This window comes from Acidithiobacillus sp. TH-A117 (genome assembly GCF_057473465.1).
Genome location: NZ_JBYCKQ010000011.1, coordinates 23,717 through 49,309, shown reverse-complemented (window position 1 = coordinate 49,309; position 25,593 = coordinate 23,717). Strand labels below are relative to the sequence as shown.

Annotated in this window: 29 protein-coding genes and 1 pseudogene; 9 read left to right on the top strand and 21 right to left on the bottom strand. The window is 55.2% G+C overall.

Translation table 11 applies throughout. The annotated features are described in order from the left end of the window. Positions 1-197 precede the first annotated feature (197 nt). The 4 genes from AC2VLR_RS02080 (at position 198) to AC2VLR_RS02065 (ending at position 3,677) form a co-directional block, all read left to right on the top strand. A complete protein-coding gene (locus AC2VLR_RS02080) occupies positions 198-602 on the top strand; it encodes a PAS domain-containing protein (protein WP_486880647.1) in 405 nt (134 codons plus the stop codon). Next, a complete protein-coding gene (locus AC2VLR_RS02075; protein WP_486880646.1) occupies positions 602-916 on the top strand; it encodes a hypothetical protein in 315 nt (104 codons plus the stop codon). The genes AC2VLR_RS02080 and AC2VLR_RS02075 overlap by 1 nt, the downstream gene beginning before the upstream one ends. A gap of 2 nt (positions 917-918) precedes the next feature. Continuing rightward, positions 919-2,229 carry an AMP-binding protein gene (locus AC2VLR_RS02070; protein WP_486880645.1) on the top strand — a complete coding sequence of 437 codons (1,311 nt, stop codon included), beginning with the start codon at positions 919-921 and terminating at the stop codon, positions 2,227-2,229. A gap of 71 nt (positions 2,230-2,300) precedes the next feature. After that, a complete protein-coding gene (locus tag AC2VLR_RS02065) occupies positions 2,301-3,677 on the top strand; it encodes an APC family permease (RefSeq protein WP_486880644.1) in 1,377 nt (458 codons plus the stop codon). Positions 3,678-3,679: 2 nt separating this feature from the next. Here the strand turns inward: AC2VLR_RS02065 and AC2VLR_RS02060 are convergent, their stop codons facing one another. The 6 genes from AC2VLR_RS02060 to AC2VLR_RS02035 are packed head-to-tail and all read right to left on the bottom strand — an operon-like array spanning position 3,680 to position 9,353. After that, positions 3,680-4,270 carry a DUF3833 family protein gene (locus AC2VLR_RS02060; protein ID WP_215842661.1) on the bottom strand — a complete coding sequence of 197 codons (591 nt, stop codon included), beginning with the start codon at positions 4,268-4,270 and terminating at the stop codon, positions 3,680-3,682. Further along, positions 4,263-5,555 carry an MFS transporter gene (locus AC2VLR_RS02055; RefSeq protein ID WP_486880643.1) on the bottom strand — a complete coding sequence of 431 codons (1,293 nt, stop codon included), beginning with the start codon at positions 5,553-5,555 and terminating at the stop codon, positions 4,263-4,265. The genes AC2VLR_RS02060 and AC2VLR_RS02055 overlap by 8 nt, the downstream gene beginning before the upstream one ends. After that, positions 5,548-6,084: a chalcone isomerase family protein gene (locus AC2VLR_RS02050; protein WP_486880642.1), complete on the bottom strand. Its 537-nt coding sequence runs from the start codon at positions 6,082-6,084 to the stop codon at positions 5,548-5,550. Before AC2VLR_RS02050 ends, AC2VLR_RS02055 begins: the two co-directional genes overlap by 8 nt. Beyond that, positions 6,077-7,294, bottom strand: a complete 1,218-nt coding sequence (locus tag AC2VLR_RS02045) for a class I SAM-dependent methyltransferase (RefSeq protein ID WP_486880641.1) — start codon at positions 7,292-7,294, stop codon at positions 6,077-6,079. The genes AC2VLR_RS02050 and AC2VLR_RS02045 overlap by 8 nt, the downstream gene beginning before the upstream one ends. After that, the gene (locus tag AC2VLR_RS02040) at positions 7,291-8,058 is read right to left on the bottom strand and encodes a DUF1365 domain-containing protein (protein ID WP_486880640.1); all 768 of its coding nucleotides are present in this window, start codon (positions 8,056-8,058) and stop codon (positions 7,291-7,293) included. The genes AC2VLR_RS02045 and AC2VLR_RS02040 overlap by 4 nt, the downstream gene beginning before the upstream one ends. Further along, a complete protein-coding gene (locus AC2VLR_RS02035) occupies positions 8,034-9,353 on the bottom strand; it encodes an NAD(P)/FAD-dependent oxidoreductase (protein WP_486880639.1) in 1,320 nt (439 codons plus the stop codon). The genes AC2VLR_RS02040 and AC2VLR_RS02035 overlap by 25 nt, the downstream gene beginning before the upstream one ends. Before the next feature lie 288 nt (positions 9,354-9,641). On the opposite strand from AC2VLR_RS02035, the gene AC2VLR_RS02030 reads away from it, so the two are divergent. Genes AC2VLR_RS02030 through AC2VLR_RS02015 form a run of 4 tightly spaced genes read left to right on the top strand, consistent with a single transcriptional unit; the run spans position 9,642 to position 12,681 of the window. Beyond that, complete coding sequence (locus AC2VLR_RS02030) at positions 9,642-9,803, top strand: DUF2256 domain-containing protein (protein ID WP_486880638.1); 162 nt, start codon at positions 9,642-9,644, stop codon at positions 9,801-9,803. Further along, positions 9,790-11,400, top strand: coding sequence for a cryptochrome/photolyase family protein (locus AC2VLR_RS02025; RefSeq protein WP_486880637.1), 1,611 nt, complete (start codon positions 9,790-9,792; stop codon positions 11,398-11,400). The genes AC2VLR_RS02030 and AC2VLR_RS02025 overlap by 14 nt, the downstream gene beginning before the upstream one ends. A 20-nt stretch (positions 11,401-11,420) precedes the next feature. Continuing rightward, positions 11,421-12,029, top strand: coding sequence for a hypothetical protein (locus tag AC2VLR_RS02020; RefSeq protein ID WP_486880636.1), 609 nt, complete (start codon positions 11,421-11,423; stop codon positions 12,027-12,029). Positions 12,030-12,033: 4 nt separating this feature from the next. Further along, positions 12,034-12,681, top strand: a complete 648-nt coding sequence (locus AC2VLR_RS02015; RefSeq protein ID WP_486880635.1) for a molybdopterin-dependent oxidoreductase — start codon at positions 12,034-12,036, stop codon at positions 12,679-12,681. Here the strand turns inward: AC2VLR_RS02015 and AC2VLR_RS02010 are convergent. From AC2VLR_RS02010 to rpmB, 11 genes and pseudogenes are all read right to left on the bottom strand, one after another. Beyond that, positions 12,673-12,879 carry a hypothetical protein gene (locus AC2VLR_RS02010; protein ID WP_486880634.1) on the bottom strand — a complete coding sequence of 69 codons (207 nt, stop codon included), beginning with the start codon at positions 12,877-12,879 and terminating at the stop codon, positions 12,673-12,675. The two genes, AC2VLR_RS02015 and AC2VLR_RS02010, sit on opposite strands and share 9 nt — an antisense overlap. A gap of 20 nt (positions 12,880-12,899) precedes the next feature. After that, complete coding sequence (dcd, locus tag AC2VLR_RS02005) at positions 12,900-13,466, bottom strand: dCTP deaminase (RefSeq protein ID WP_486880633.1); 567 nt, start codon at positions 13,464-13,466, stop codon at positions 12,900-12,902. 1 nt (position 13,467) lies between these two features. Next, entirely contained in the window at positions 13,468-14,544 is a 1,077-nt protein-coding gene (gene apbC, locus AC2VLR_RS02000; RefSeq protein WP_486880632.1) for an iron-sulfur cluster carrier protein ApbC, read from the bottom strand. Positions 14,545-14,624: 80 nt separating this feature from the next. After that, positions 14,625-14,939 carry an antibiotic biosynthesis monooxygenase family protein gene (locus AC2VLR_RS01995; protein ID WP_486880631.1) on the bottom strand — a complete coding sequence of 105 codons (315 nt, stop codon included), beginning with the start codon at positions 14,937-14,939 and terminating at the stop codon, positions 14,625-14,627. A gap of 20 nt (positions 14,940-14,959) precedes the next feature. Then, positions 14,960-15,799, bottom strand: coding sequence for a 4-hydroxy-tetrahydrodipicolinate reductase (gene dapB, locus AC2VLR_RS01990; RefSeq protein WP_486880630.1), 840 nt, complete (start codon positions 15,797-15,799; stop codon positions 14,960-14,962). Continuing rightward, a pseudogene (gene dnaJ / locus AC2VLR_RS01985) lies at positions 15,799-16,943 on the bottom strand (molecular chaperone DnaJ). Before dnaJ ends, dapB begins: the two are co-directional and overlap by 1 nt. Positions 16,944-17,009: 66 nt before the next feature. After that, complete coding sequence (dnaK, locus tag AC2VLR_RS01980) at positions 17,010-18,914, bottom strand: molecular chaperone DnaK (RefSeq protein WP_486880629.1); 1,905 nt, start codon at positions 18,912-18,914, stop codon at positions 17,010-17,012. A gap of 42 nt (positions 18,915-18,956) precedes the next feature. Beyond that, a complete protein-coding gene (locus tag AC2VLR_RS01975) occupies positions 18,957-19,499 on the bottom strand; it encodes a nucleotide exchange factor GrpE (RefSeq protein ID WP_486880628.1) in 543 nt (180 codons plus the stop codon). Between the two features lie 73 nt (positions 19,500-19,572). Beyond that, positions 19,573-20,598: a heat-inducible transcriptional repressor HrcA gene (hrcA, locus tag AC2VLR_RS01970; protein ID WP_486880627.1), complete on the bottom strand. Its 1,026-nt coding sequence runs from the start codon at positions 20,596-20,598 to the stop codon at positions 19,573-19,575. 229 nt (positions 20,599-20,827) lie between these two features. Next, positions 20,828-20,983 (bottom strand): 50S ribosomal protein L33, encoded by a 156-nt coding sequence (gene rpmG / locus AC2VLR_RS01965; RefSeq protein ID WP_215844602.1) that lies wholly within the window; start codon positions 20,981-20,983, stop codon positions 20,828-20,830. Positions 20,984-20,994: 11 nt separating this feature from the next. After that, the gene (rpmB, locus tag AC2VLR_RS01960) at positions 20,995-21,231 is read right to left on the bottom strand and encodes a 50S ribosomal protein L28 (RefSeq protein ID WP_024892956.1); all 237 of its coding nucleotides are present in this window, start codon (positions 21,229-21,231) and stop codon (positions 20,995-20,997) included. A gap of 157 nt (positions 21,232-21,388) precedes the next feature. Between rpmB and metG the strand changes: the two genes are divergently transcribed. Then, positions 21,389-23,437 carry a methionine--tRNA ligase gene (metG, locus tag AC2VLR_RS01955; RefSeq protein WP_486880626.1) on the top strand — a complete coding sequence of 683 codons (2,049 nt, stop codon included), beginning with the start codon at positions 21,389-21,391 and terminating at the stop codon, positions 23,435-23,437. Between the two features lie 34 nt (positions 23,438-23,471). Here metG and AC2VLR_RS01950 read toward each other — a convergent pair whose 3' ends face one another. From AC2VLR_RS01950 to AC2VLR_RS01935, 4 genes are all read right to left on the bottom strand, one after another. Beyond that, complete coding sequence (locus AC2VLR_RS01950) at positions 23,472-24,071, bottom strand: GDP-mannose 4,6-dehydratase (RefSeq protein WP_486880625.1); 600 nt, start codon at positions 24,069-24,071, stop codon at positions 23,472-23,474. A 56-nt stretch (positions 24,072-24,127) separates the two neighbouring features. Beyond that, entirely contained in the window at positions 24,128-24,685 is a 558-nt protein-coding gene (locus AC2VLR_RS01945) for a Uma2 family endonuclease (protein ID WP_486880624.1), read from the bottom strand. Positions 24,686-25,086: 401 nt separating this feature from the next. After that, positions 25,087-25,389, bottom strand: coding sequence for an addiction module antidote protein (locus AC2VLR_RS01940; RefSeq protein WP_486880623.1), 303 nt, complete (start codon positions 25,387-25,389; stop codon positions 25,087-25,089). 5 nt (positions 25,390-25,394) lie between these two features. After that, positions 25,395-25,574, bottom strand: coding sequence for a type II toxin-antitoxin system RelE/ParE family toxin (locus AC2VLR_RS01935; protein ID WP_486880622.1), 180 nt, complete (start codon positions 25,572-25,574; stop codon positions 25,395-25,397). Between the last annotated feature and the right edge of the window lie 19 nt (positions 25,575-25,593).

The following is a 25,593-nucleotide window of genomic DNA, read 5'->3' as shown; positions in this document are numbered from 1 at the left end:
GACATATGAATCCTGAACAGTAATCTACTCTATCGTCGCCATGGAGGTTCCTGTACAAACTTGTTTACTCCATGGTCACACAAATACTCAGGAATGCCTATGAGTTATGTAAATTCTGGGGGCAATCCGCGAGCAAGGCAAGACAGTGACGCAGGAATCGCTCTTCCTGACAGACTCATTTTGTCCAAGGAACGTGAATGTTAGCCAAAAATTTTGTTGCAGACGATATGCTGAACCATCCTGAACAGATCACCGCGACCATGGCTGATCGACAAGGCTTTGGCATTATTGCCCTGGACAATCATGCTCTAGTGAAAATTTTCAATGCCGCAGAATCACGCCTCAGCGGACTCAGCACCATAGACGTTCTGGGTCGAAACTTTTTTACCGAAGTCGCGCCCTGTACTGCCAGCCGACTGTTTCGGGGCCGATTTCGTCAAGGCCTCAAGGATGGGATCATGGACACCCATTTTTATTATACATTCACCTATCGTATCCGCCCGGTCTCTGCACATGTTCATATGTTTTTCAACGTCCGCAAGAGTCCACTTTTTTTTATTTTCATTGATCGCATTATCCAGCTTTATGAGGATCTTGGCTGATGACGATGCCCGCAGAAACTAAAGTGATTACCCATTTTTTGGCGTATGTCGATGAGCTGTTGCACGCAGTAGCCGATCTTCCGGAAATCCACCAGGAACAAAAACAGCTTTATCATGTTTGCCTGAACAGCCTTTGGCAGATGTTGAACAATGCCTTTCAACAGAATGGACAACAATTTCTCAGCGCCGAACAGGTGCAGCTGCTGCAGATGGTTGATCGCGAAATTCGCCAGAATGAAGAGGACATCTCCGTCGACTTTCGTGATCAGCTCCGGCGCCTGTTGAGAGAGATGCCCGAAGATCTGGTTTCCTGACGGTGACCGATCGCGATGCTTTTTTGCAGCGATTGGCTGCGGGCATGCATCAGGGCTTTGCCCTGGACTGGCACCATAACAGTGCTAGTCACGCCTGGCCCGGACAGGCGCTATGGGCTCGAGCGGCGCGCATCAAAACCCGCTGGCGGCGCAGCAAACTGCTTCCCGGCGCACGAGTTGCCGTCGATATTCCCAACAGTCCGGCCTATGTGGCTTACATGCTGGCTTGTTGGATGGGTGGCTGGACTTTTTGCCCCTTGCCTAAACTCCATCCCCGGGAAACCCGGCGACGTCTGCAAAGGCTTCAACCGGCTTTGTGGATCCATTATTCAGCGCAGCGTCTGCAGGAAATCCCCTGTAACGGCCATACGCAAGAGGATCAGGATGTCGCGCTAATTATGTGGAGCTCGGGCAGCATGGGGGCCGGAAACGCTTACCGTCTGAGTTTTGCCGCCCTGCAATGGCAGATGGACACCCATTTGCCGGCACTGCAGCCAAGTACCGAAAGTCTGTTCTGGAATACCCTGCCCTGGGCGCATGTTTTTGCCGGGGTACTGGAATTACTGACTGCCAGCATGGCGGGCAGCGTCATTCAGTTAGAAACCCAGCGTAGCCGTTCCACGCCTCCAGGCTGCACCCATCTTTGTACCGTTCCGCGCATTGCCCGTTTGCTCGATCAGCAACAGATACAAGCCCTGGAGGGAGGCATCATCGGCGGTGCGCCCATTGGTGACCGACTGGCAGCACAGCTTCAGGGCAGCAAGCTCCGGGTCGGGTATGGACAAAGCGAAGCCGGGCCGGGCATTACCCTGGGACACCCCGGTGAGTTTGCGCCTTTTATCCTGGGATACCCCCTCGTGCAATGCACCATTGCCGGAGAAACTCTGTATTATCAATCTCCGGGACAGGCAGATGCGTATTTGGGCATGACGGGTTGGCTGCCCATGCCCCAGCCCCAAGGCTGGCGAAACAGTGGTGATGAAGTGCGACAGGATCCTGATGGCTGCCTGTACTGGTTAGGACGGGAGGACGGCGGATTCAGCCTTGCTGATGGGAACAGCGTCCGCCCCGAAGTGGAAGAGTCGCGCTTGATGGATCAATATCCCGAAGCAGAAAGCATTGTTCTCGGTGCTCCCGGGGCGCGTCATTTGCGTGCCGTCGTGAAAGTATCAGAAGCGCAAAAAGCCACTTTCATCCGTGCATGGCAAGAGCCATATTTGTTGCATATTCCCGAGCAGACATTCTGGGCACAGGCGCCAGCCCCCCAGGGCAAACCCAGCCGGCGCTGGTTGTATGAAAACTGGCCGGCGTAAACTTCCTTTCGCTTTTGTGGCTGGCTCCCCTATAATTTTTGCTCATTTCCGAATCGTGAGTAATCATCCCCATGCGCTCCCAAGCCGCGTCTGTCAGCCCCGGTGAAATTTGGGGGCATGCCGTTGCCAACATTACCCCGTCAGCCATGCCCGCTGTGACGATTTCGTTGGTGGCCATGCACAGCGGCAATTTTACCTGGCTGGCCTATAGTGTCATCGGCTTATTGATGATGCTGGTGGCTGTGCAAATTGGCATTCTTGCCCGGCATTTCCCTTCTCCCGGCTCCCTGTTTTTTTATCTCGGCAAGGCCTTGCATCCCATCGCTGGCATGGTGGCGGGTTTTGTCATGATTACCGGTTATTTCGGTGCTCTGGCAGCCGCTCCGCTGTTGGGAGGATTGTTCCTGGAGCAGGCGCTGGCATTCTTTTGGCCGGTTCAGGGTATCGGCTGGATTGCGGTGATTGCTCTGCTTTATCTACTCGTTGCCTGGCGGCTCGCACGGCGCGGGATTGAAATTTCCGCCCGTTGGGGGCTGTGGGTCGAGATTTTTTCGATCGCCTGCATTGTCCTCATCGCCGCCTTTACTCTGGGACATTACGGCTGGCGCGATCCCCATCAATGGGATTTTTCGCAACTACAGCAAGGTCCGTTTACCCAGGCGTTGATTTTGTCCCTGTTGGCTTATGGCGGCTTTGAAACGGCGGGCAATCTCGCCGGAGAAACCCGGGCGGCCCGTACCGCCATCCCCAAGGTGATGCTGTTTTCCGTGGGCATGGTGGGGATCTTTTTTGTAGCCATGGCCTATATCGAAATTCTCGCTTTTTCCCATATTCCTTCGGCTATTGGCAACAGCCCGGCACCACTCAACCGCATCGCCGAGGCCATTGGCAAACCCTGGCTGGGCATCTTCTCGGACTTAGCCATGGCTACCGCCGCTTTTTCCGCAACCATTGCCACCCTCAACAGCATTTCCCGGATTTTATTCAGTATGGCCGGGCATCAGGTCATCACCCCTTATCTGCATTTTCGCCACCCGCTGCACCATACGCCGACCCGCGCCCTGGGCTTGTTGGCCCTGCTGGTCATTACCAGTACGATAGTAGTCAGCATTGCCCAGTTTTCGATATTGTCCGTTGTGGGCACGTTTGGCACTTTTACCGGACTGGCTTTTCTGCTGATTTACAGCCTTGCCAACATTGCCACGCCGCTGTTTTTGTTTCGTCAGCAACACTCGTGGCGCTGGTTGAGCCTGATAGTTTCCGGGATTTCCCTGCCGCTCCTGCTGAAAGTTTTGCAAGTAAGTTTATGGCCTTTACCAACCGGGGGAGAAGGTGTTGCCAGCGTGCTTTTTGTGCTGTTGGTGATCATCATATTTATCCGGGGTTTGCTATGGGCACGCTACCAACCCCGGAAACTGCATCAAATCATCGACGTGGTCGATGAATAAACTTATTTCACTTCCGCTACTTTTGCCCGATTTTCAGCGGTATCAGGGAGTTTGTGCATTTCCAGAAAAATATTTCCGGCATGTAGTCCATACCAGGTCACATCGGTATGATCCATGACCGTATTCGGAGTAATCATATACATCCAGTCATTGGCATGGAGGTTATAAAAGGTTTTGCCCACCGGTTGGCGCACATCGTAGGACCAGTGCAGAGCGAAACCAAAGGCATCTCCAGATGCCTTGGCCACATTGCCGGCTGAACCTTCGGCACTACCCACAAAATGATGGTTACTGGTTTCAGTCAGATGCCAAACCCGTTGTTGATAGGTTTTTTTGCCTGCGGCATCAAAATAGGTGAAATTTTCCACCAGAGTACCCTGATTACCTTGCCAGGTGCCCATCATGCGCACCACAAAACGATTGACGACCTTACCAGAACGATTTTCAAATACGCCTTGGGCCATCAGGGGGCCATTAAAAAAGGTCTTCAGATCGAACTTTGGCCGACTTTGCGCATATTCCTGGGGCTGCGTCGCGCAACCGGCCAAGGCCATGACCAATGATAAACCGACTATTTGCTGTATTTTATTCATGATAACCTCCCAATAATGGAACCAAAGAATTCCGACCCTCTACGGACCAGACACCCATGAGAATAATGGCCAATATTTTGATCAGTGCTGGCACCAGCGCATAACAAAAAGATAAAGCCCAAAGATCTTGTCCTGCCGAATAGCCTAAGCCTTGCAATAATGGCAATATCAAACCGGCCCCTAAAGCGGTGGCTGCTTTACCTACCCAATTGAACAAACCGAAATAACTTCCCGGACGACTGCGCTTATCATGGTCGCTGTGGTCGGCCAGAAGACTCGGTGGCAGAGCCTGATCAGCTCCCAGAGTCAGCCCCGTCAGCACGCAAATCAGGGCATAGGGCCAAACATCACCCGAGCGAAGAAAAAAAGCACCTAAAAATGCCAGGATGGCGACGAACATCGACAGGCGCCAGGCCAGACTTTTACTGAAACGTCCCGATAGCCATAACCATAAAGGCATGCCCAGGGCACCTGACAGGAAATAAGCCAGCAGGAACAGGGGGGCCAGAGAATGTGCGCCGAGTATTTCATCCACAAAAAAGAAAAACAGCGTTCCGGCTACGGTATTGGCGGATTGTGAAAGCAAATAAATTATCAGCAGGTGCCGTAATGGCTTATGCTTCAGCGCTGCAAAAAAGCCCCACCAGGGGAGTCTTTCACCAACGACCGGGCGCTGCATGCCGGGTTTTTGCAAAGGCAGCACGGCCAGTACCAAAAACAGGGCAAAAATACCCGCAAATATTTCCAGGCCATGCACTCTGCCCCATTGCTGCATCAATAGATCCGGAAGGGCAGCAGCCAGCAGTACGCCCACCAAGGCTCCCGCCTCACGACTGGTGGTGAGCCAGGTCCGGCCATTGTAATCCCGGGATAATTCTGCTCCCAAAGCCTGATAGTTGACGCTGGTCACACTGAAAAACAGATAAAAAATGATCAGCGATAATGACAGGCTGAGCCAGATCATTCCCGGCCACGGATTGAAAAGTCCGTAAAAACCCAGAATCATCCCCGGTATACCCAAGAGAATCAGCACCCGGCGCCCTTGATGATGTTCTGCCCAACGGTCACTCCAAAGTCCGATCAGCGGATCCTGTATGGCATCAAGCAAACGCACCGCCAGCAATATGATACCCAGTAAACTCAGGGAAAGGCCAAAATTTTTGGCATACAGATGGGGAATCAGTAAATAAACCGGCAGTGCGCCAAAAGCCAGCGGCATTCCCAAGGGCGCATAAAGCAGAAGAGTTCTGAAGGAAGGAATACCCTGCCGCTGAACTTTATTCATGCCTGCCCAGCAGATTTTTCCGCAAGCCCGGCACCTGGGTCCGGGGACTCAGCCAGATGGCAAAAAAGTCCGGACAGAATTGCGGATCATCAATTTTACTGTGCAATACGCCATTATAATAAAAAGCGGTATATTTTCCGGGCACGCACAAACCAACAATCTGATCCCCGGATTTCACGTCCGGAAAGGCGGTTTTCAGGTCCGTCTGAAATCGGGTCAATTGCGCAGGACTCAGACCGTCCAGCCGACGCATTTCTTTCAGCGAAGTTTTTACCAGTTCGTGACTGCTGAAGCTCCGCTCATAGTCTATTCCCAATGCAAATGGCTGGGTCGGCGTGTAATCACTGCCGCTCACCCAGAGTGCCGCATTATAGACGCTGAAAAATAACCAGTTCAGATGTCCTGCGCCCAACAAATGCAAATCAGGCTCGGCGGTTTTCACTGCCGCCGGCAAGGACACCTGGGGCGGTTTTGCCCAGGCCAGCGGACTGAGCAACAATACCCACAAAAAAATGAGTAGCTTAGCCATGGAACAATGTCACCTGAGTCAGATCGATTTCACTCTCGGCAAAACCCGCCTCGCAGTACATCAGATAAAAACGCCACATTCGGCGGAAAACCGGGTCATAGCCAAGCGCCTCAATGGCTTCTTCCTGCCTGTCAAATTGCTGCCGCCATAGCTGTAAGGTCCGTGCATAGTCCTGACCAAAGTCTTTGCGTTCAAGCATCTGCAAACCTGCAGCACGGATTTCTGCCAGAAGTCGCGCCGGCGCAGGCAGCATACCCCCGGGGAAGACATAATGCCGGATAAAATCAGAGCTTTTCTGGTAAGCGGAAAAGCGTTCGTCGGCAATGGTAATACTCTGGATCAGGGCTCGCCCGCCGCGTCGCAACAACTGCCGAATTTGCTGAAAATAACTGGGCCACCACTCAGCCCCTACGGCTTCGAGCATTTCGATCGAGACAATGCCGTCATAATGGCCCTGCATGTCGCGATAATCCGTCAGAGAAAACTCCGTGAAATGATCCAGCCCCTTGCGATTTAAACGCTCCCGGGCAAAAGCCAACTGCTCGGTGGATAGGGTGATACCATGGACAAAATATCCGCAGCGCGCTGCATATTCGGCAAAACCACCCCAACCACAGCCAATTTCCAGAATCCGCGCTCCCGGAGCCAGATTCAATGCATTCAAGGCGCGGGCATATTTTTTTTCCTGGGCAGCCTCCAGACTCAGGGCATCTTCTCCATCATAGAGAGCGCTGGAATAGGTCATGCTGTTATCCAGCCAGAGCTGATAAAAATCATTGCCCAGATCATAGTGGAAAGCGATATTGCGGCGGCTACCTCGCCGGGTATTGGCGCGTAGCAAACGATTCAAAAGAGTAAATATCAGTCGCCGGGACCATGAACCTTCAACATATTTTTCGACCATAGCCCGATTGGCAATGGCCAGACGCAACAAGGCGACCGGATCACTGCTCTCCCACAAGCCTTCCATGTATCCGCGACCAAAGGCGATATCTCCATCCCGAGCCAAGCACGATAAAATGCGCCAGTCATGAATGACCCAGTCGGCGTGCAGGCCCGATTCTGCCCCCTGAAACTGCATGATCTCCCCTTCCGGGGTTTTCAGAGTCAACTGTCCGCAACCCATTCCTTCCAGCATTTTTAGCAAGGTCTGTGCAGAACGGGGCAGCCTGTTCACAGGAACGCGGCGATTATCAAACACGGTGCTCATAAACTGATCTCCTGCTGCGGGGGTTCCGGTTTTTTGTGAAAGGGGATATGGGCACGCCAGAGCCTCAGAGCCTGCCAGTGAATAAAAAAGACCACGGAAAAAGTCATGAAGGGCTGTTGCAACACCGCTCTCCATACCTTGGGCAAACTCAGCGGCTGCCGGTTTCCCGCTATCCGGGTAAGCAAACAGGGTTCGCCAGCCGCATCCAGATAATGAATATCCGCATGAAAACTCTGCTCTTGCAGGCGAAACCGAAAACGATATTGCCCTTCTACAGGTAAAAACGGCGACACATGAAAGGCTTTGTCCGCAATCAACCAGTCTCCCTGCCCAATAATCCGACGATCTGCGTGGGCGAGCAGATAACTATGGTGCTCGCCAAAAGTATTATTGACCTCTGCCAGCACCCCGCGAATCTGGTCGTTTTCATCCAGTCCCAACCAAAAACTGACTGGATTGAATACATAGCCCCAAAGACGTGGGTAGGTAACCAGCACATAGCGGCTGGCAGGAATCCGCTGCTCGGCAAAGCATCCCTGAATCCAGGGCAACAAAGCAGAGCCGTCCCGGGGACCGTGATCACGATTATAAAAACGCAGGGGACTGAAGCGTGAAAGCACCTTTTGCAAAAGGGGCAGCGCATCCAGATCGAAGCAAATGCTGAACGTGCGATAATGAAAAGCAGGACGCGGGGGTTGCAGGCGTCGGTGCATGACCCGCCCCAACAAAAGTCCACCGGTTAACGTAGGGCGTGTTCTGGGCATATTTCCATCCGGGGTTCAGAAACGGAACTCTCCTGTTGCTGCCAGGCCGCACGAATACCCATGCGATTGGCGACTTCTACCGCACTGCGCAGGCCATCCTCGTGAAAGCCGTGACCCAGCCAGGCGCCACAAAACCAGAGTCCATCCGCGCCCTGCAGACGACGGATGGCTTCCTGACCCGCCAGCGCCCCGTGATCAAAAACCGGATGGGCATAATGAAACTGCGCCCAGGTTTTTTCGGGATCCGGTGCCTGTTGCGGATTCAAGGTCACCATTACCGGTGAAGTGAAAGGCAAGGGCTGCAACTGGTTGATCAGGTAGGTGACTGCTACAGAACGCTGAGCATCAGCAACACCCTCTTCGTGAAAATTCCAGGCCGCCCAGGCCTTGCGGCGTTTGGGTAAAAAGTGTTCATCCCCATGCAGATACGCGATGTTGTCCTGATACTGGCAATGCGCCAGCGCCGCTTTCTGGGCAGGCCAGTGTTCGCCCAGCAGTTTTCTGGCTTGATCTCCATGTAATGCACAGATGACCTGATCAAAGTGCTCTTCTCGGCCACCAGCGTACTGAACCAAGACTCCGCCCTGACGATCGGGGCGCAAAGCTTCCACCGGCGTATTCAAACGCAGATCCGGCAGATCCCGGATGATACGCTGCACATATTCACGCCCTCCGCCCAGCACCGTCCGCCATTGCGGACGATTAAAAATCTGCAAAAGCCCATGATTGCGATAAAACGTCAGGATAGACCGCGCCGGATAAGCCAACATGGTCCCGGTCGGACACGACCAGATGGCGGCGGCCATGGGCAGCAGGTAGGCGCTCTTGAACCAGTCACCGTAAGCCCCCCGCTCCAGAAACTCTCCCAGAGTGATGTCCGCATCGCTCTGATTCAACCAGGCCAGGGCGGCGCGGTTGAAGCGGAGAATGTCCTTGAGCATGCCCCAGAATGCGGGACGCAGGACATTTCTTTTTTGCGCAAAAAGGGTACCGAGACTGGAGCCGCACCATTCCAGATTCAGTGCCGGAAGGCGCACGCTGAGCGACATATCGCTGGCGGTCCAGGGTACATCCAGCTCAGCAAAAAGGCCCAGCAGATGGGGATAGGTGCGATCATTAAATACCAGAAAACCCGTATCCACCGGTGCCGACAGCCCCTGGTGCTGCACATCCACCGTATGGGTATGACCACCGGCATAATCTGCGGCCTCAAACACAGTCAGTTCATGGGTTTTCCGTAATATCCAGGCCGCTCCCAGACCGGAAATGCCTGCCCCGATGATGGCAATGCGCATAAATCTCCTTTGTACCTTGTTTTTAAATGTACACTACAACACCATATTTTGTACGAATATTCCAGACTGTCTGCTGAGCAGCATGCTGAACGCCTTGATCAAAGACATAAGCCTTCAAGCGCAGCATGCAACACTCCATGGCAGAGCAAAACCAAAGGTAACCAACAATATTAATAGATACGCAAATTACCCGCCTGCGGATGCAAAACGCATAAGAAGGAGGATTGCACCTCAAGCTCTTTAGACATATTGTACTATACAATTTCTTATTTTGTATAAGGCAGTTCAATGGTTCGACGTATCATGGCAGAAAAAATCTGTGTGATTTGTCATCGCCCCTTCGCCTGGCGCAAACGCTGGCGACGCTGCTGGGATGAAGTACTGTATTGCTCTGCCGCCTGTCGAAAACAAAAGCGGTCCGCCAGGAATCCGACCGATGCCCGCTCCTGAGCGTATCATTCGTCACCTCATCGTCATTCTCGGCGATCATCTGGATCCGGAGAGCGCGGTTCTCACAGATTTTGATCCGGAACAAGATTGCTGCTGGATGGCTGAAGTACCTGAAGAATCCACCGTCGTCTGGTCCCATAAAGCCCGCATCACCCTTTTTCTCAGTGCCATGCGCCATCATGCGGAAAGCTTGCGGCAAAGGGGATTTCCTCTGAAATATCTGACTCTGGGCACCCACCCCTTCCAAAGCCTGGCGGAAGCATTGGACGACACCCTGCAGCGCTGGCAACCGCAGCAGATCATCAGCCTGCGACCGGGTACCTGGCAGTTACGCGAAACTCTGCGCACTTGTGCCGAGCGACGGGGAATTCCCTGGCAGGAACGCCGCCATCACAATTTTCTATTTTCGATTTCCGAATTTGCCGAATGGGCAAAATCCTACCGGCAGCTGCGTCTGGAATTCTGGTATCGTTATGCTCGCCAGAAAACCGGCATCCTCATGGAAAATAATCAACCGGTTGGCGGACGCTGGAATTATGATCAGGAGAACCGTCAACGTCCCGGCCCTCAGGGTCCGGGCTGGATTCCCGAACCACTGAGTTTTCCGCCGGATGCGATAACCCTTGAGGTGATGGCGCAAATCGACGCGCAGTTTACTGAGCACCCGGGCAGCCTCGCACACTTTGACTGGCCGGTGACCCCCCAGGAAGCAGAAGCGGCGCTGCAGGACTTTATCGATCAGCGTCTAGCCTCATTTGGTCCCTTGCAAGACGCTTTCTGGCCCGATCAGGTCTGGCTTTATCACTCACGACTCTCCGCCGCCATGAATCTGGGACTGCTCCGCGCCGAAACTGTTGTCCGGGCAGTAGCGCAAGCCTTTCATGCGGGTCGTGTGCCAATTGCCTCAGCAGAAGGATTCATCCGCCAGGTGCTGGGCTGGCGTGAGTACGTGCATGGCCTGTACTGGCTGCAGATGCCGGACTGGCTGGAGCAGAATGTTCTGCAAGCCCACCAGCCGTTGCCGGACTTCTACTGGACCGGGGAAACCGATATGGCCTGCCTGAAAGACACCATAAGACGCACTCTGCGCCATGGCTATGCCCACCACATTGAACGCCTGATGGTTACCGGCCTGTTTGCCCTGTTGCTGGGTGTGGAACCGCAGGCTGTTCATCGCTGGTTTCTGGCCATTTACGTCGATGCGGTGGAATGGGTGGAACTTCCCAATGTGTTGGGCATGTCCCAATATGCCGATGGTGGCTGGATGGCTTCCAAACCCTATGTAGCGAGCGGCAACTATTTACAAAAAATGGGCGGACATTGTCAGGGCTGCTCCTATCAGCCCAAATTGGCCACGGGTGAAAAAGCCTGCCCGTTTACGGTGCTGTACTGGGATTTTCTGCAGACCCACGAGGAAAGATTTCGAGCACATCCGCGTACGGCCCTGCAATGGAAGCATCTGGATCGGTTGTCTCACGACCAGCTAGCCAATATTCGGGAGCAGGCCCAGAGCATCCGTCACAATCTGCAGCAGGGCCGGGCAACCACTCTGAATCAGGTGCATCCAGACGCGCAGATTTCGCGTAATCTGGAATAAGTCTATTAGCGAGGTCAGCGATGGCAGATATCATTCCCATTTCCGTTAGTTTATCGTCCAACCCGGTACGGGAGTCTCCGGCGGATTTTCCGGTATACGCCAAAATTCTGCACCTGGGGTTGGTGCTGAGCGTCACCTTTGAACTGTGGAACAGTCTGGCGGCGCTCTGGTTTGCGGACTTCACCTGGTTTCCACTGCATGTCCTGGCGGGTTTGATTCTGACCGGCTGGCTGGTCCTGACCTGGCTGACTTACCTACTGACTCCCTGGGGGCGGCATCTACTCGGCACCTGGTTTTCTTGGCGCATGCCCCGGGCTGTCGCTCAAGATATGGCTCGACTATTGCGTGGCCGGTTACCCAGTCATGGCGTACAACCGGGATTATCCAGTCTCTGGCAAGCCATTTTCTTCGTCGGTGTCAGCGTGGTGACCTTTGGGGGTTTTATAGGCTGGCTGGTCCTGCGTGGCAATTTGCATCTCCCTGGAGGCGCTCAGCTTGGACTCACCCTGATGCGTCTGGGTACCCCCCTGTTAGCCTATTTCTGGATCGGCCATGTGCTCATGGCCTTTTATCATGCACTGCGCGGCGATGCCCTTTGGCGCATATTTGCCGTTTGGAAAAGAGGATAAAATCATGTCAATCAATCGTCGTGCATTTTTACGTTCAGCAGGTGGACTACTCCTGGCTGGTAGCGCGGGGGGACTGGTATATCCAGCCATGGCCTGGGCCGATACCAAAATTCCGGTTTTCCCCGAGTACTACACCTACACGGGGTCTTACCCTGAAATCAATCCCGACGCCTACCGCCTGCAAACCACCGGGCTCATCCATAAACCGCAGGTATTCACCCTGCCGGATCTCTATCAACTCGGTAAAGATCAGGAAATCGAAACCTTTCATTGCGTCACCGGCTGGATCGTCAACAATGTCCACTGGCAAGGCATTGCCCTGTCGCGCTTCCTGAACCTTCTGGAACCGCAACCGTCAGCCCGGTATGTGGCCTTCTACAGTGCCGATGGTGTGTATGTCGATAGTCTCACCCTCGACCAGGCCCGGGCGCCTGGCGTCATCCTCGCCACCCACATTTCCGGGCAACCCTTGCTCCGCAAGGGCGGTTATCCCCTGCGTCTGCTGGTGCCGCAAATGTATGGTTACAAAAGTGTCAAATGGGTCAACCGGATTGTGCTGGACAGCACACGACCCCAGGGCACCTGGGAGAAAGACGGTTATGCCAATAATGCTTACATCAAAAAAGGTTTTAGCTTTATGGATCTACTTTAGATAGCGGCGGCCAATCCACAGAATCACCAAGCTCAGTACAAACAAAATGGCTCCGCGCACAATCCAGATCGTTTCGTTGATCATGAAACTGCTTTTGGGGTAGGGGAAAATACCTGTCCCCTGCAAAAAGAACAGTAATCCCGAAAGCAAGACCAAAATACCCACAAAATTAAGTACTAGAAATGCTGCCTTGCGCATGGGTATATCCTCAAATGACTTCAAGCTTTCGGCAGGGTCACGCCACTTTGCCCCTGGTATTTACCGCCCCGATCCGCGTAGGAAACCTCACAGACTTCGTCGGATTCCAGGAACAACACCTGGGCGACGCCCTCATTGGCATATATTTTGGCAGGTAAGGGCGTGGTGTTGGAGAACTCCAGGGTGACGTAACCCTCCCATTCCGGCTCGAAAGGCGTGACATTGACGATGATTCCACAGCGCGCATAGGTGCTTTTGCCGAGACAAATGGTCAGCACATTACGCGGAATGCGGAAATACTCCACAGTACGCGCCAGCGCAAAGGAATTGGGCGGGATGATGCAGGTATCGCCGCTGAAATCCACAAAGGAATCTTCACTGAAATTTTTGGGATCGACAATGGCACTGCGGACATTGGTAAATACCTTGAACTCCCCGGCACAGCGAATATCGTAGCCATAGGAAGACAGCCCGTAGGAAATGATGGGACTGCCCTCGACATGACGCACCTGACGGGGAGAAAAAGGGTCAATCATGCCCTCGTGTTCGGCCATATGGCGAATCCAGCGATCGGATTTGATACTCATCTCAGCGGTTCTGCACGACAATATTGGGGAATTTGTGGCTGTGATCCACCGCCTGATTGGCCACCCGTCCGGCTACATGACGGGCCAGCTCGATGTAGATCTTGGCCAGACGCGAATCCGGGTGTGCCACCACCGTGGGTGCCCCGTTATCCGCCTCACTGCGAATGCTGCGATCCAGGGGAATGGCCCCGAGAAATTCCACCCCATCCTGCTCGGCCATGGCCGCGCCGCCGCCATGCCCGAAAATGTCATCCTCATTGCCACATTTAGGACAGATGTAAAAGCTCATGTTCTCGATAACACCGAGAATGGGCACGCCGACCTTCTCAAACATTTTCAAACCCTTGCGGGCATCCAGCAGAGCAATATCCTGAGGCGTGGTGACAATTACCGCTCCGGAAACCGGCACCTTCTGGGCCAGGGTCAACTGGGTATCGCCAGTACCCGGCGGCAAATCAATCACCAGATAATCCAGTTCGCCCCAGCGCGTATCCGACAGCAACTGTTCCAGGGCCTGCATCACCATGGGCCCACGCCAGACCATGGGCGTTTCTTCATCGATGAGAAAACCTATGGACATGGCCTTGATGCCATGCCCTTCCATCGGTTCCATTTTTTTGCCGTCCTTACTGGTGGGCTTACCGGAAATACCGAGCATGCGCGGCTGACTGGGGCCATAAATATCGGCATCCAGCATGCCCACCCGGGCGCCTTCCTTGGCCAGGGCCAGGGCCAGATTCACCGAGGTCGTCGATTTGCCGACCCCGCCCTTGCCCGAAGCCACGGCGATGATATTGCGCACCCCTTCCATCAATTTGACGCCGCGCTGCACCTGATGGGTGACAATGCGATGACCCACCGTAACCTCAACCTGCTGGTTGTGGTCATTTTGAATCTGCCGCGCCACATCCTGACTCAGACTGATGGCCACCCCGGCGCTGGGGTAAGGGAGTTCGATCCGGATCTGCTTCCCGTCCACACTTTTCAGCACTCCGGCTTGCGCGAGGTTTTTACCCAGATAAGGGTCTTCCATCGCCTGCAATGACTGCTCTACCTGTTCCCGTGTCAATCCCGCCATGATTGTCCTCATCCCCGGCATCCAAAGTTGCCGTCATCTTAACCGGTGTATCCGCAAAAATCCGTTTTAATTACGGTGAGTCAGCGCGGTAGCTCGGCACTGATCACCACTTCGTGGCGCTCCAGCCCGCCCCCTTCCCCAAAAGCTTCCTTGGGCAGAGGGTTGGCATGGGCCGCGCGGAAGTCGTCACTTTTCATCCAGGCCTCAAAAGCCGCCTGATCCACCCAGTGGGTCAGGACCACATACACGCCATCATCATTGACCGGGCGCAAAATTTCCATGCGCACAAAGCCCGGCTGTTTATCCACTTCACCGGCCCGCTTTTGGAAACGTGCTTCAAATTCGGCCCGATATTCAGCTTTCACAGGTACCCGATTCGCGACCACATATTGCATGATAAAAGCTCCTCGTTCACTCAGTCGGAAAAAGGCAGGACTGGCCCCTGCTTCAAGCCAAGTACATCCTGCATATCGTAAAATCCCGGTACTTGTTGAGATAACCAGTGTGCTGCCCGCAGGGCTCCCTCGGCAAAATTCAGGCGACTGGCGGCGCGATGGGTCAATTCCAGGCGCTCCCCCGCGCCCGCCAGCCATACCGTATGCTCACCCACTACATCGGCGCCTCGCAGAGTGGCAAAGCCGATGCTGCCATCTTGGCGCGGGCCGCTGATGGCATTGCGATCCATGCATGCCACCTCTTCCAGCGCCACGCCCCGCCCCCGGGCCACCGCACGCCCCAGAGCCAGGGCGGTTCCCGAAGGCGCGTCCATCTTGTGACGATGGTGGGCTTCGACAATTTCAGCATCGTAACCCTCACCCAGCACCCGGGTGATGGCCGGGAGAAAGGCCAGGAGTACATTGACGCCCACGCTCATGTTCGGCGCCAGCAACAAGGGAATGTGTTGGCTGGCGACCTTGAGGGTATCCTGCTGCTCGGGTGAAAACCCTGTCGTCCCGATAACCATGGGCGTTTTGTGCTGCAGGCAAGTCGCCACATGGGTCAGGGCTGCGTCCACCGGACCGAACTCGATGACCACATCCACCTGATCGAGTACCACCGCCAGATCTGCCGTTACCGGCACCCCCAGCGTCTGTACGCCAGCCAGTTGCCCGGCATCCTGCCCCAGATAGGCAGCACCCGAACGACCAATGGCGGCAGTCACTTGCAGGTCATTGCGCACGACCGCCGCCTGAATCAGCGCCCGTCCCATCCGACCCGAGGCGGCGGTAATGGCCAGACGCGTGGACTGAGGCATCAGAGGCCCATCCGGTCAAAAAAGTCTTTGGCCTTGTTCCACCAGCTTTCCTGCTGGGGATGCTGGGTCTGATCGCCGGTGGTGCTGGCGAATTCTTCGAGCAGTTCTTTTTGCCGTGCCGACAAATGGACAGGCACCTCAACCTGCAGACGACAATGGAGATCACCATGCAATTTGCTGCGGACCCCCTTGACACCCTTGCCGCGCAGACGGAAAACCATACCCGACTGGGTTCCCGGAGCAATCTGGATTTTCGCCCGACCGGTCAGGGTGGGGACTTCCAGCTCACCGCCCATGGCCATAGTGGTAAAGCTCACCGGGACCGCACAATGCAGATCATCGCCATCGCGCTCAAACAGGCTGTGGGGCTGCACCCGCACCTGGATATACAAATCACCCGCCGGCGCGCCCCGTTCTCCGGCTTCGCCTTCACCGTTCAGGCGAATGCGGTCGCCGGTATCCACCCCGGCCGGCACTTTGACTTCCAGATTCCGGGTTTTGCGCACCCTGCCGTGCCCCTGACAGGCCGTGCAGGGATCCTTGATGGTCTTGCCACTGCCATTACACTGGGGACAGGGACGGGTCACCGAGAAAAAGCCCTGGACCATACGTACCTGCCCACGACCACCGCAGGTACTGCAATCTTCCACCTTGCTGCCGGGTTTAGCCCCACTCCCATGACAGACTTCGCAGGGAGCTGAACTGGGAATCTGAATGGTGACGGTCTTGCCCAGCGCGGCTTCTTCAAGCGCAGGTCCAGTTCATAGCGCAAATCCGAACCACGCCCCGAATCCTGGGCGCGTCCGCCGCCAAAAGCCTGCTCGAACAAATCGCCGAAAATATCGCCGAAGCCACCACCACCGCCTCCGCCGAAACCGCCAAAGCCACCGCCAAAACCGGCACCTGGTCCGCCACCGCCCTGCACACCTGCATGCCCGAAGCGATCATAAGCCTGTCGCTTGGAAGGGTCGGACAACACCTCGTAGGCTTCGCTGATTTCCTTGAAGCGATCTTCCGCGCTGGGATCATCGGGATTGCGGTCGGGATGATAGCGCATGGCCAGGCGACGGTAGGATTTTTTGATTTCCCCATCGTCTGCCGTGCGCGTAATTTCCAAAATTTCGTAATAATCGCGTGTAGCCATTTTTTATCCTGAAACAGGCAAGGGGACAGGATACCAGATCCTGCCCCCTTATCACCAAAGTCTGAATTACTTCTTGTCGACTTCTTCAAACTCCGCATCGACCACATCATCGGCCTTGGCCTGACCTTCACCAGCCCCGGCAGCACCGGCCTCGGCCTGACTACCCGCCGCACTCTGCAACAGTGTGGACATGGCCGCCATCAGGGTAGCGACCGCACTTTTGATAGCCTCGGTATCTTCACCCTTGACCGCCGATTCCACTGCCGCAATAGCTTCAGTGACCTTGGCCTTGTCTGCTTCGGGAGCGGACGCCTGCTCATTCAGGGCTTTGCGGGCGCCGTGGATGCTGGCATCGGCTTCATTCCGGGCTTCAATCAAAGCCCGCGCCTTCTTGTCATCGGCCGCATGGGCTTCGGCCTCGGCGACCATCCGCTTGATTTCCTCCTCAGAAAGGCCGGAACCGGCGGTGATCTTGATGGACTGTTCCTTGCCGGTCTGATTGTCCTTGGCCGACACATGCAGAATGCCATTGGCGTCGATATCAAAAGTCACTTCGATCTGCGGCATACCCCGGGGAGCCGGAGCAATATCGGCCAGATCAAAACGCGCCAGGGACTTGTTATCCCGGGCGAGTTCGCGCTCACCCTGCAACACATGCACCGTCACCGCCGATTGATTATCTTCCGCCGTCGAAAACACCTGGGACTTGCGGGTCGGGATGGTGGTGTTCTTTTCGATCAGCTTGGTCATCACGCCGCCCAGGGTTTCGATACCCAGGGAAAGGGGCGTCACGTCCATGAGCAACACGTCCTTCTTGTCGCCGGACAATACCGCGCCCTGAATGGCCGCACCAATGGCCACCGCTTCATCAGGATTGACATCCTTGCGCGGCTCCTGACCGAAGAAATCCTTCACCTTTTCCTGCACTTTGGGCATCCGGCTCTGACCACCAACCAGAATCACGTCGGTCACCTGACTGGTGGACAGATTGGCGTCCTTCATGGCCACCCGGCAGGGGGCCATACTGCGATCGATAATATCTTCCACCAGAGATTCCAGCTTGGCCCGGGTCAGCTTCATGTTCAGATGCTTGGGACCACTCTGGTCGGCGGTGATGAAGGGCAGGTTGACGTCGGTCTGCTGGGAGGAAGACAGCTCGATTTTGGCTTTTTCCGCTGCTTCCTTGAGCCGCTGCATGGCCAGACGATCATTGCGCAGGTCAATTCCGGCCTCGGCTTTGAACGAATCCGCCAGGTAATTGATGATGCGATTATCAAAGTCGCCGCCACCGAGGAAGGTATCCCCGTTGGTGGACAATACCTCGAACTGGTGTTCGCCATCCATTTCCGCAATTTCGATGATGGACACGTCAAAAGTACCACCACCCAGGTCATATACCGCGATTTTGCTGTCTCCGGGCTTTTTGTCTTCGCCAAAAGCCAGAGCGGCTGCGGTAGGCTCATTGATGATGCGCTTCACTTCCAGGCCGGCAATACGACCGGCATCCTTGGTAGCCTGGCGCTGGGCATCGTTGAAATAAGCTGGCACCGTAATCACTGCTTCGCTGACCGTTTCACCCAGATAATCTTCTGCTGTTTTTTTCATTTTCTGCAGAATGAAGGCAGACACCTGCTGCGCAGAATATTTTTTGTCACGCACTTCCACCCAGGCATCGCCATTTTCGGCCTTCACGACCTTGTAGGGGACATGCTTCAGATCTTTCTGCACTTCGGCATCGTCATACTTGCGGCCGATCAGTCGCTTCACTTCATAAATGGTGTTTTCCGGGTTGGTGACCGCCTGCCGTTTTGCCGCTTCACCCACCAGCACCTCACCCTCTTCGGTGATAGCCACAATGGAAGGGGTGGTGCGCTTGCCTTCGCTGTTTTCGATGACCTTGACCTTGTCGCCTTCCATCACCGCGACGCAGGAATTGGTGGTCCCTAAATCGATGCCGATTACCTTAGCCATTATCTGTTCTCCTGAATCAATAAATTTATAGTGTGTGGACCGTTATGATGCCGCTTTGGGTGCCTTGGATACCGAAACCATGGCCGGCCGCAACAGACGGTCATGCATGCGATAACCTTTCTGGTGTACAGCAAGAATCCGGTTGGCATCCCCTTCTGCTTCCACCATGGCAATGGCCTGATGCAAATGTGGATCAAAACGTCCTTCGCCCATCTCTATGGGGGCGATACCGGCTTTTCCCAAGGCCTGGGCAAAAAGTGTCAGGGTATTTTCAATGCCCTGGCGGAATTGGGTAATGGCCTCATCGCCTTCCAGAGGTGTCGCCAGCGCCAGTTCCAGACTATCGATGACCGGCAGCAGTTCTCTGGCAAAGCGGTCAACGGCATAATTGCGCGCATCTTCTATCTGTTTTTCCGAACGCTTGCGCTGGTTTTCGGCATCGGCCAGAGCGCGCAGATAATCGTTGCGGTAGGCTTCCGCCTTTTCTTCCCAGTTGACGGTATCCGAAGCCGTTTCGGGGTTTTCTGCCACTTCAGCTTCTTCCGAAGCCTCTGAAGAGGACACGGGTTTTTCTTCTTCACTCATGCGCAATTTTCTCCTGACTCGTTGGGTTTTCCACCATATGGGGAAAAGCCGGAAATTTTTCAAGTCGCCGCAATCAAGATTGTGATAAAGCGCGACCGAGCAGGTGGGCAGTGCCGTCCACCAGCGGAATGATTTGTTGATAGGGCATCCGCATCGGCCCGATCACGCCCAGCACACCCAGCACTTCACCGTCCACCACGTAAGGGGCAGACACCACACTGCAATCACTCAAGGGCGCAAAGCCGGACTCCTCACCAATAAAAAGGCGCACTTCACTGCCGCGCATACTGCCGTCCAGCAGATGCACCAGATCCCGCTTCTGGCGGACGGCATTGAGCAGCTCACGCAGGCGCTCACTCCCGGCCAGTTCGGGCAGGTCCAGCAGCTGAAATTCGCCTTCAATCAGCATCCGCTGCTGGTCTTCTTCGAGCATTTCCTCACCCAGTTCCATGGCGCTGCGCAGGATGCGGTCCATCTCGTGGCGGGATTGCTGTAAATCCCGCTGCAGTTGCTGAATGACCTCCTGCAAAGGCCGACCGCCATAACTCTCATTGAAATAATTGGCGGCCTGATTAAGCTCGGCAGCGCTCAGAGCGTGTTCGGTGCGAATCAGGCGGTTTTCCACGTCGCCCTTGTCCGTCACAAAAATGGCGAGGACTTCTTTTTCCCGCAACGCCAGAAAATCCACATGGCGCAGAGTCCGGTTGGCGCGCCGAGGCACCCGCACGAATCCGGCCATGTGGGTCAGTTCGGACAATACTTCCGTAGCGGCGTGGAGCACCTGTTCGGTGTCAGGAATATGATGACCAATGCGCTGCACTAGCAACTGATGGGATTGGGGGGACAGGGGTACGACCCGCAGCAGGGCATCGACAAAAAAGCGATAACCCACATGGGTGGGAATACGCCCCGCCGACGTATGGGGAGAAATCAGGTACCCCTCATCTTCCAGATCCGCCATGACGTTGCGGACAGTGGCCGGGCTGATTTTCAAACCGGCATCTTTAACCAGTTGCCGACTACCTACCGGAATACCATTGGCAATATGTTGCTCGATCAGGGATTTGAGCAGATGGCGGGCACGTTCGTCCAATGCCATCAGGTATGCCTCGGACATGACTGAAGCTTACGGGCAAACCGGGAGGGTGTCGTCCACAGCCTCAGCGCGGCAGTGAATAAAACGGGGGATACGTTGTACATAGTCGAATCGCGGCCTTTAGCACTCAACCATCACGAGTGCTAATAACTTAGCAAAAAAAGGATGGTTGAGCAAAGAACCGGTCCAAGCTCCCTGAAGATTCAGGGGAGACCACAGGGAGTCAGAGCAATTACTTGATCTTGTCTTCCCGATAAGCCACGTGCTTGCGGGCCTTGGGGTCGTACTTTTTCATTTCCAGCTTGTCCGGCGTGGTTTTTTTGTTTTTGGTCGTGGTATAGAAGTGACCGGTACCGGCCGTGGAAACCATTTTGATCTTGTCGCGCATCAGTTAAATCCTCAGATTTTTTCGCCGGCAGCACGCAGTTCAGCCAGAACTGCATCAATACCTTTCTTGTCGATGGTACGAATACCCTTGGTGCTCACCCGCATGCGTACCCAGCGATTTTCACTTTCCACCCAGAAACGGTGATACTGGAGGTTCGGCAGAAAACGCCGACGGGTCTTGTTGTGGGCATGCGAAACATTGTTGCCGGCCATGGGCTTTTTGCCGGTCACCTTGCAAACTCTGGACATCAGATAAATCTCCCTGAAAAATGGCGCCCTTTATATCACGGATCAGCACTGACTGCCAGCAGCAGCAAAAAATAGCAGCAAAAACCCTCCGCCGGATATCTACATGCACTCTAACAGCATTGCCTGACAAGCGCTTCCCCTGTAATTTATCACCACTATGACAAAACGCATCCTGATCACCAGCGCCCTCCCCTATGCCAATGGCCCAATTCATATCGGTCATCTGGTGGAATATACCCAAACGGACATCTGGGCCCGCTACCAGCGCTTGCGCGGTCATGATTGCGTCTATGTCTGCGCCGATGATGCCCATGGAACAGCTGTTATGCTGCGTGCCCAGAGTGAAGGCATTACCCCTGAGGCCTTAATTGACCGCATGCACGCAGAACATTTGCGCGATTTTACCGGCTTCGGGATCAGCTTTGATCTCTACCACAGCACCCACTCTCCGGAAAATTTTGAAATTTCCCAGGAAATCTATCGCGCCCTGCGCAGCGCCGACCACATCAACATCCGGGAGATTGAACAGGCTTACGATCCCATTGAGGGAATTTTTCTGCCAGATCGTTTCATTCGCGGCACCTGCCCGCGCTGCAAGGCTGTCGATCAATATGGAGACAGTTGCGAAGTCTGTGGCGCCACCTACAGCCCCACCGACCTGATCAATCCGGTTTCGGCAGTGTCGGGGGCAGTTCCCGAACGCCGGCAATCCGAGCATTACTTCTTCCAGTTGGGTGATTTTACCGCCTTCCTGAAACAGTGGATTCACAGTGGTGTGCTCCAGGAAGAAATGGCCCACAAACTGGACGAATGGTTCAGCATCGGCCTGGCCGACTGGGACATCAGCCGGGACGCGCCCTATTTCGGCATCCCCATTCCTGATGCGCCGGGCAAGTTCTTTTATGTCTGGCTCGACGCCATGCCCGGCTATATAGCCGCTACCCGCCACTGGTGCGCCAAGCACGATCGCGATTTCAAGGATTACTGGGGGCAGGATGCCAACGCCGAGATTTATCATTTCATCGGCAAGGACATCATCTACTTTCACGGGCTATTCTGGCCGGCCTTGCTCAAGGGTTCCGGATACCGCCTGCCCGACGGCATTTTTGCCCATGGCTTTATGACCGTCAACGGCGCGAAAATGAGCAAGTCCCGGGGGACTTCCATCACCGCCGGACAGTACCTGCAGCAACTCAATCCTGAATTTTTACGGTATTATTTTGCCACCCGCCTGAACAGTCATGCCGAAGACATCGACCTCAATCTGGAAGATTTCCTTCTCAAAGGGAATGGCGACCTGGTCGGCAAGGTGGTCAATCTGGCATCCCGGGCGGCGGGATTCATTCACCGCTTTTTTGGCGGACAATTGGCCGCCTCTCTCGGCATCGACCAGGCCTTTTACACCAGCCTGCTACAGCAGCAGGAAAGCATCGGCGAGGCTTATGAAAGCCGCGAGTATGGCCGGGCCATGCGCGACATCATGGCGCTGGCCGATCAGATCAATGCCTATGTGGATCAGAATGCCCCCTGGACCATGGCCAAAAATCCCGAACAGCGGGAAGACCTGCACCGTGTCGCCACGCTTACCCTCAATGGCTTTCGGGTGCTGGTGACCTTGCTGAGCCCGGTGCTTCCTGAACTGGCCCGGAAATCCCTGGCCTTTTTACAAACGGAACTGAGCTGGACAGGACTGGCGCAACCCTTGTTGAATCATGCCATTCAACCCTATAGCCACTTGTTGCAGCGTATGGAAAAATCCCAGGTAGATGCCTTGATTCAGATCCCTACGGAAACGGCTACCGCCCCTGCCAGCGCCAGCACGGCAAAAGCTGCGCAGACACCGCCAGCAGCCAAAGCCAGCCCTGGCGATGATAGCAGCACCATCAGCATCGAGGATTTCAGCAAGGTTGATTTGCGCATTGCCCGCATTGTCGCGGCTGAAGCAGTGGAAGGCGCCGATAAACTGCTGCATCTAACCCTGGATATTGGTGAGGAAAAAACCCGCTCGGTGTTCGCGGGTATCAAGAGCGCCTACGATCCTGCCAGCCTGCAAGGGCGGCTCACGGTCATGGTGGCCAATCTGGCGCCACGCAAAATGCGTTTCGGCTTATCCGAGGGCATGGTCATGGCTGCGAGCGGCCCGGAAGGCGGGCCTTTCCTGTTGTCACCCGATACGGGCGCCCAACCGGGGATGCGGGTCAAATAATTCCCGGAGGCACTGCGGGCTCAGACAGTACTTATCAGTTTTCCAGCATCCAGCCCAAGGTCTGATCCATGGAGATATGCGTCAAGGGACCGAGATGCGCTTGCAAGCGGGCGGCCGAACCCAGCAGGCGCGGCACTTCGTTGGCACGAACAAAAGCGGGGTTGATCCGTACTTCCAGGTGATGGCCACTGATCTGCTCGACCAGGGCCATTATCTCGCGCAGAGAGTAAGCCTGGCCCGAGCAAACATTGAAAGTCTGGCCGCAGACTTCCGCAGCGGCGTCCAGCAGCAGATGCGCATAAATGGCGACCACGTCGCGCACATCGGAAAAATCCCGGCTCACGTCCAGATTGCCCAGCTCTATGGCCGGTGCCCGGCGGCGGAAGTGGGAGACAATCTTGGGGATGAGGAATTTTTCGTCCTGTCCGACTCCGGTGTAGTTGAAAGGCCGAGTCATCACGATGGGCAAGCGTTCGCCAAAGGTGCGGACCATGTGTTCCATGGCCAGCTTGCTGCAGGCATAGTGATTGACCGGCGCCGGACAGATGGATTCGTCGATGACCTCCACCCCCGGCGTGCCATACACATTGGCTGAGCTGGTCACCAGCACTCGCTGCGGGGGACGAGAATTCATAGCGCGTCATTGGGCAACGCCCTCCTCAGGCGGAGAGCTTACAGCGGAGCCAGACCTCATTCCACATCGGCATAGATGATTTCCAGGTTGATGTCTGCATCCAGACAGGCGAGCCGGAAGCTGCCCTCCTGACAGGTATCGTGAATCCCCTCCGGATAACGAAAGATGTCCGCCCTGCGAACATCCTGGTCGATGATGACGTATTCACGCAGCCCGGGAATGTGCCGGTAGGCAAAAAGCTTTTCCCGCCGGTCGATGCGGGCGGTGGAAGGCGAGGCAATCTCCACGATCAGGCAGGGGCGGGCGCGGTAGTAAGGGGATGCGCGGTCTTCCGGATCGCAGGCCAGGAGCAGGTCTGGGTAATAGAAATAGCTTTCCTCGCCATCATTCACCCGCACCTTCATGTCCGCCATAAAGAGCTGACAACCGCGCTTGCGGGCCAGGGAGTGCAGGGCCACGAACATGCCACCAGCGATCAGGCCATGCCGGTCACTGGCACCCGTCATAGCCAACACCTGTCCGGCGAGATATTCGTGCTTGATCTCGCTGAGTTGTTCGCTTTCCAAATAGTCGGCAACGGATATAACGGTTTTGACACCGGCTTGAATCGTCACAATAGCCTCCGCAAGAATTTTGCTCTAAAGCTAGACCTGCCCCCCAACGGCGTCAAGCCAGCCATCCCGTTATAGGCTTGCGCCGGCGACCAGTACTTCTGCTGGCTGGTAACCAGCCTTCCCGCATGACTGAGGTAACCGAACTTGTCCCCCCAGGCCGCCGATCTGTTTGCCTAGCTCCCGGAGTTGGCGGTCGGTTTCCTGCATCCGAATAACGCGGGGTAGCCCAACAGCCAGCGCGACCCGACACTCATGACGCTGGTTGCAGCAGGACATCGACCATCCGATCCATGATCTGCCGGATCATTTCAGCGTGGTGTCTATGCGGTCGTCACCGCAAGCGATCCGCATAGACACCACGCCGACCTCGTGTTCTCCTTATTCATATTGCGTTGACTTGCTTACGGTCGATGCATTGCCTCAGCATGCAGCTTTAGGCCAAGGGCGCCAATGACCTTGAGGATGGTGTCAAAACCGGGGCTACGCTCCCCGGAAAGCGCCTTGTAAAGGCTTTCGCGGGAGAGGCCCGCGTCTTGGGCAACCTGGGTCATGCCCTTGGAACGGGCAATATCACCAAGAGCCTTTGCAATGAAGGCAGCATCACCATCTGCTTCTTCAAGGCAGGCTTCGAGATAAGCCGCCATCTCTTCCGGTGTTCTGAGGTGTTCTGCAACGTCATAACGAGTGGTAACAGTCTTGGTCATGGCAACTACTCCGAAAGGTTCCGCGCGAGACGCAATGCGGCCTTGATGTCATTGGCTTGAGTGCTCTTGTCTCCGCCAGCCAGGAGAATGATGAGATCTCGGCCTCGCTGCTTGAAATACACCCGATAACCGGGGCCGCAGTTGATTCGCAACTCGGATACGGGTGGGGCACCATCGAGACGCACCTGGTGATGCTGAATGCGG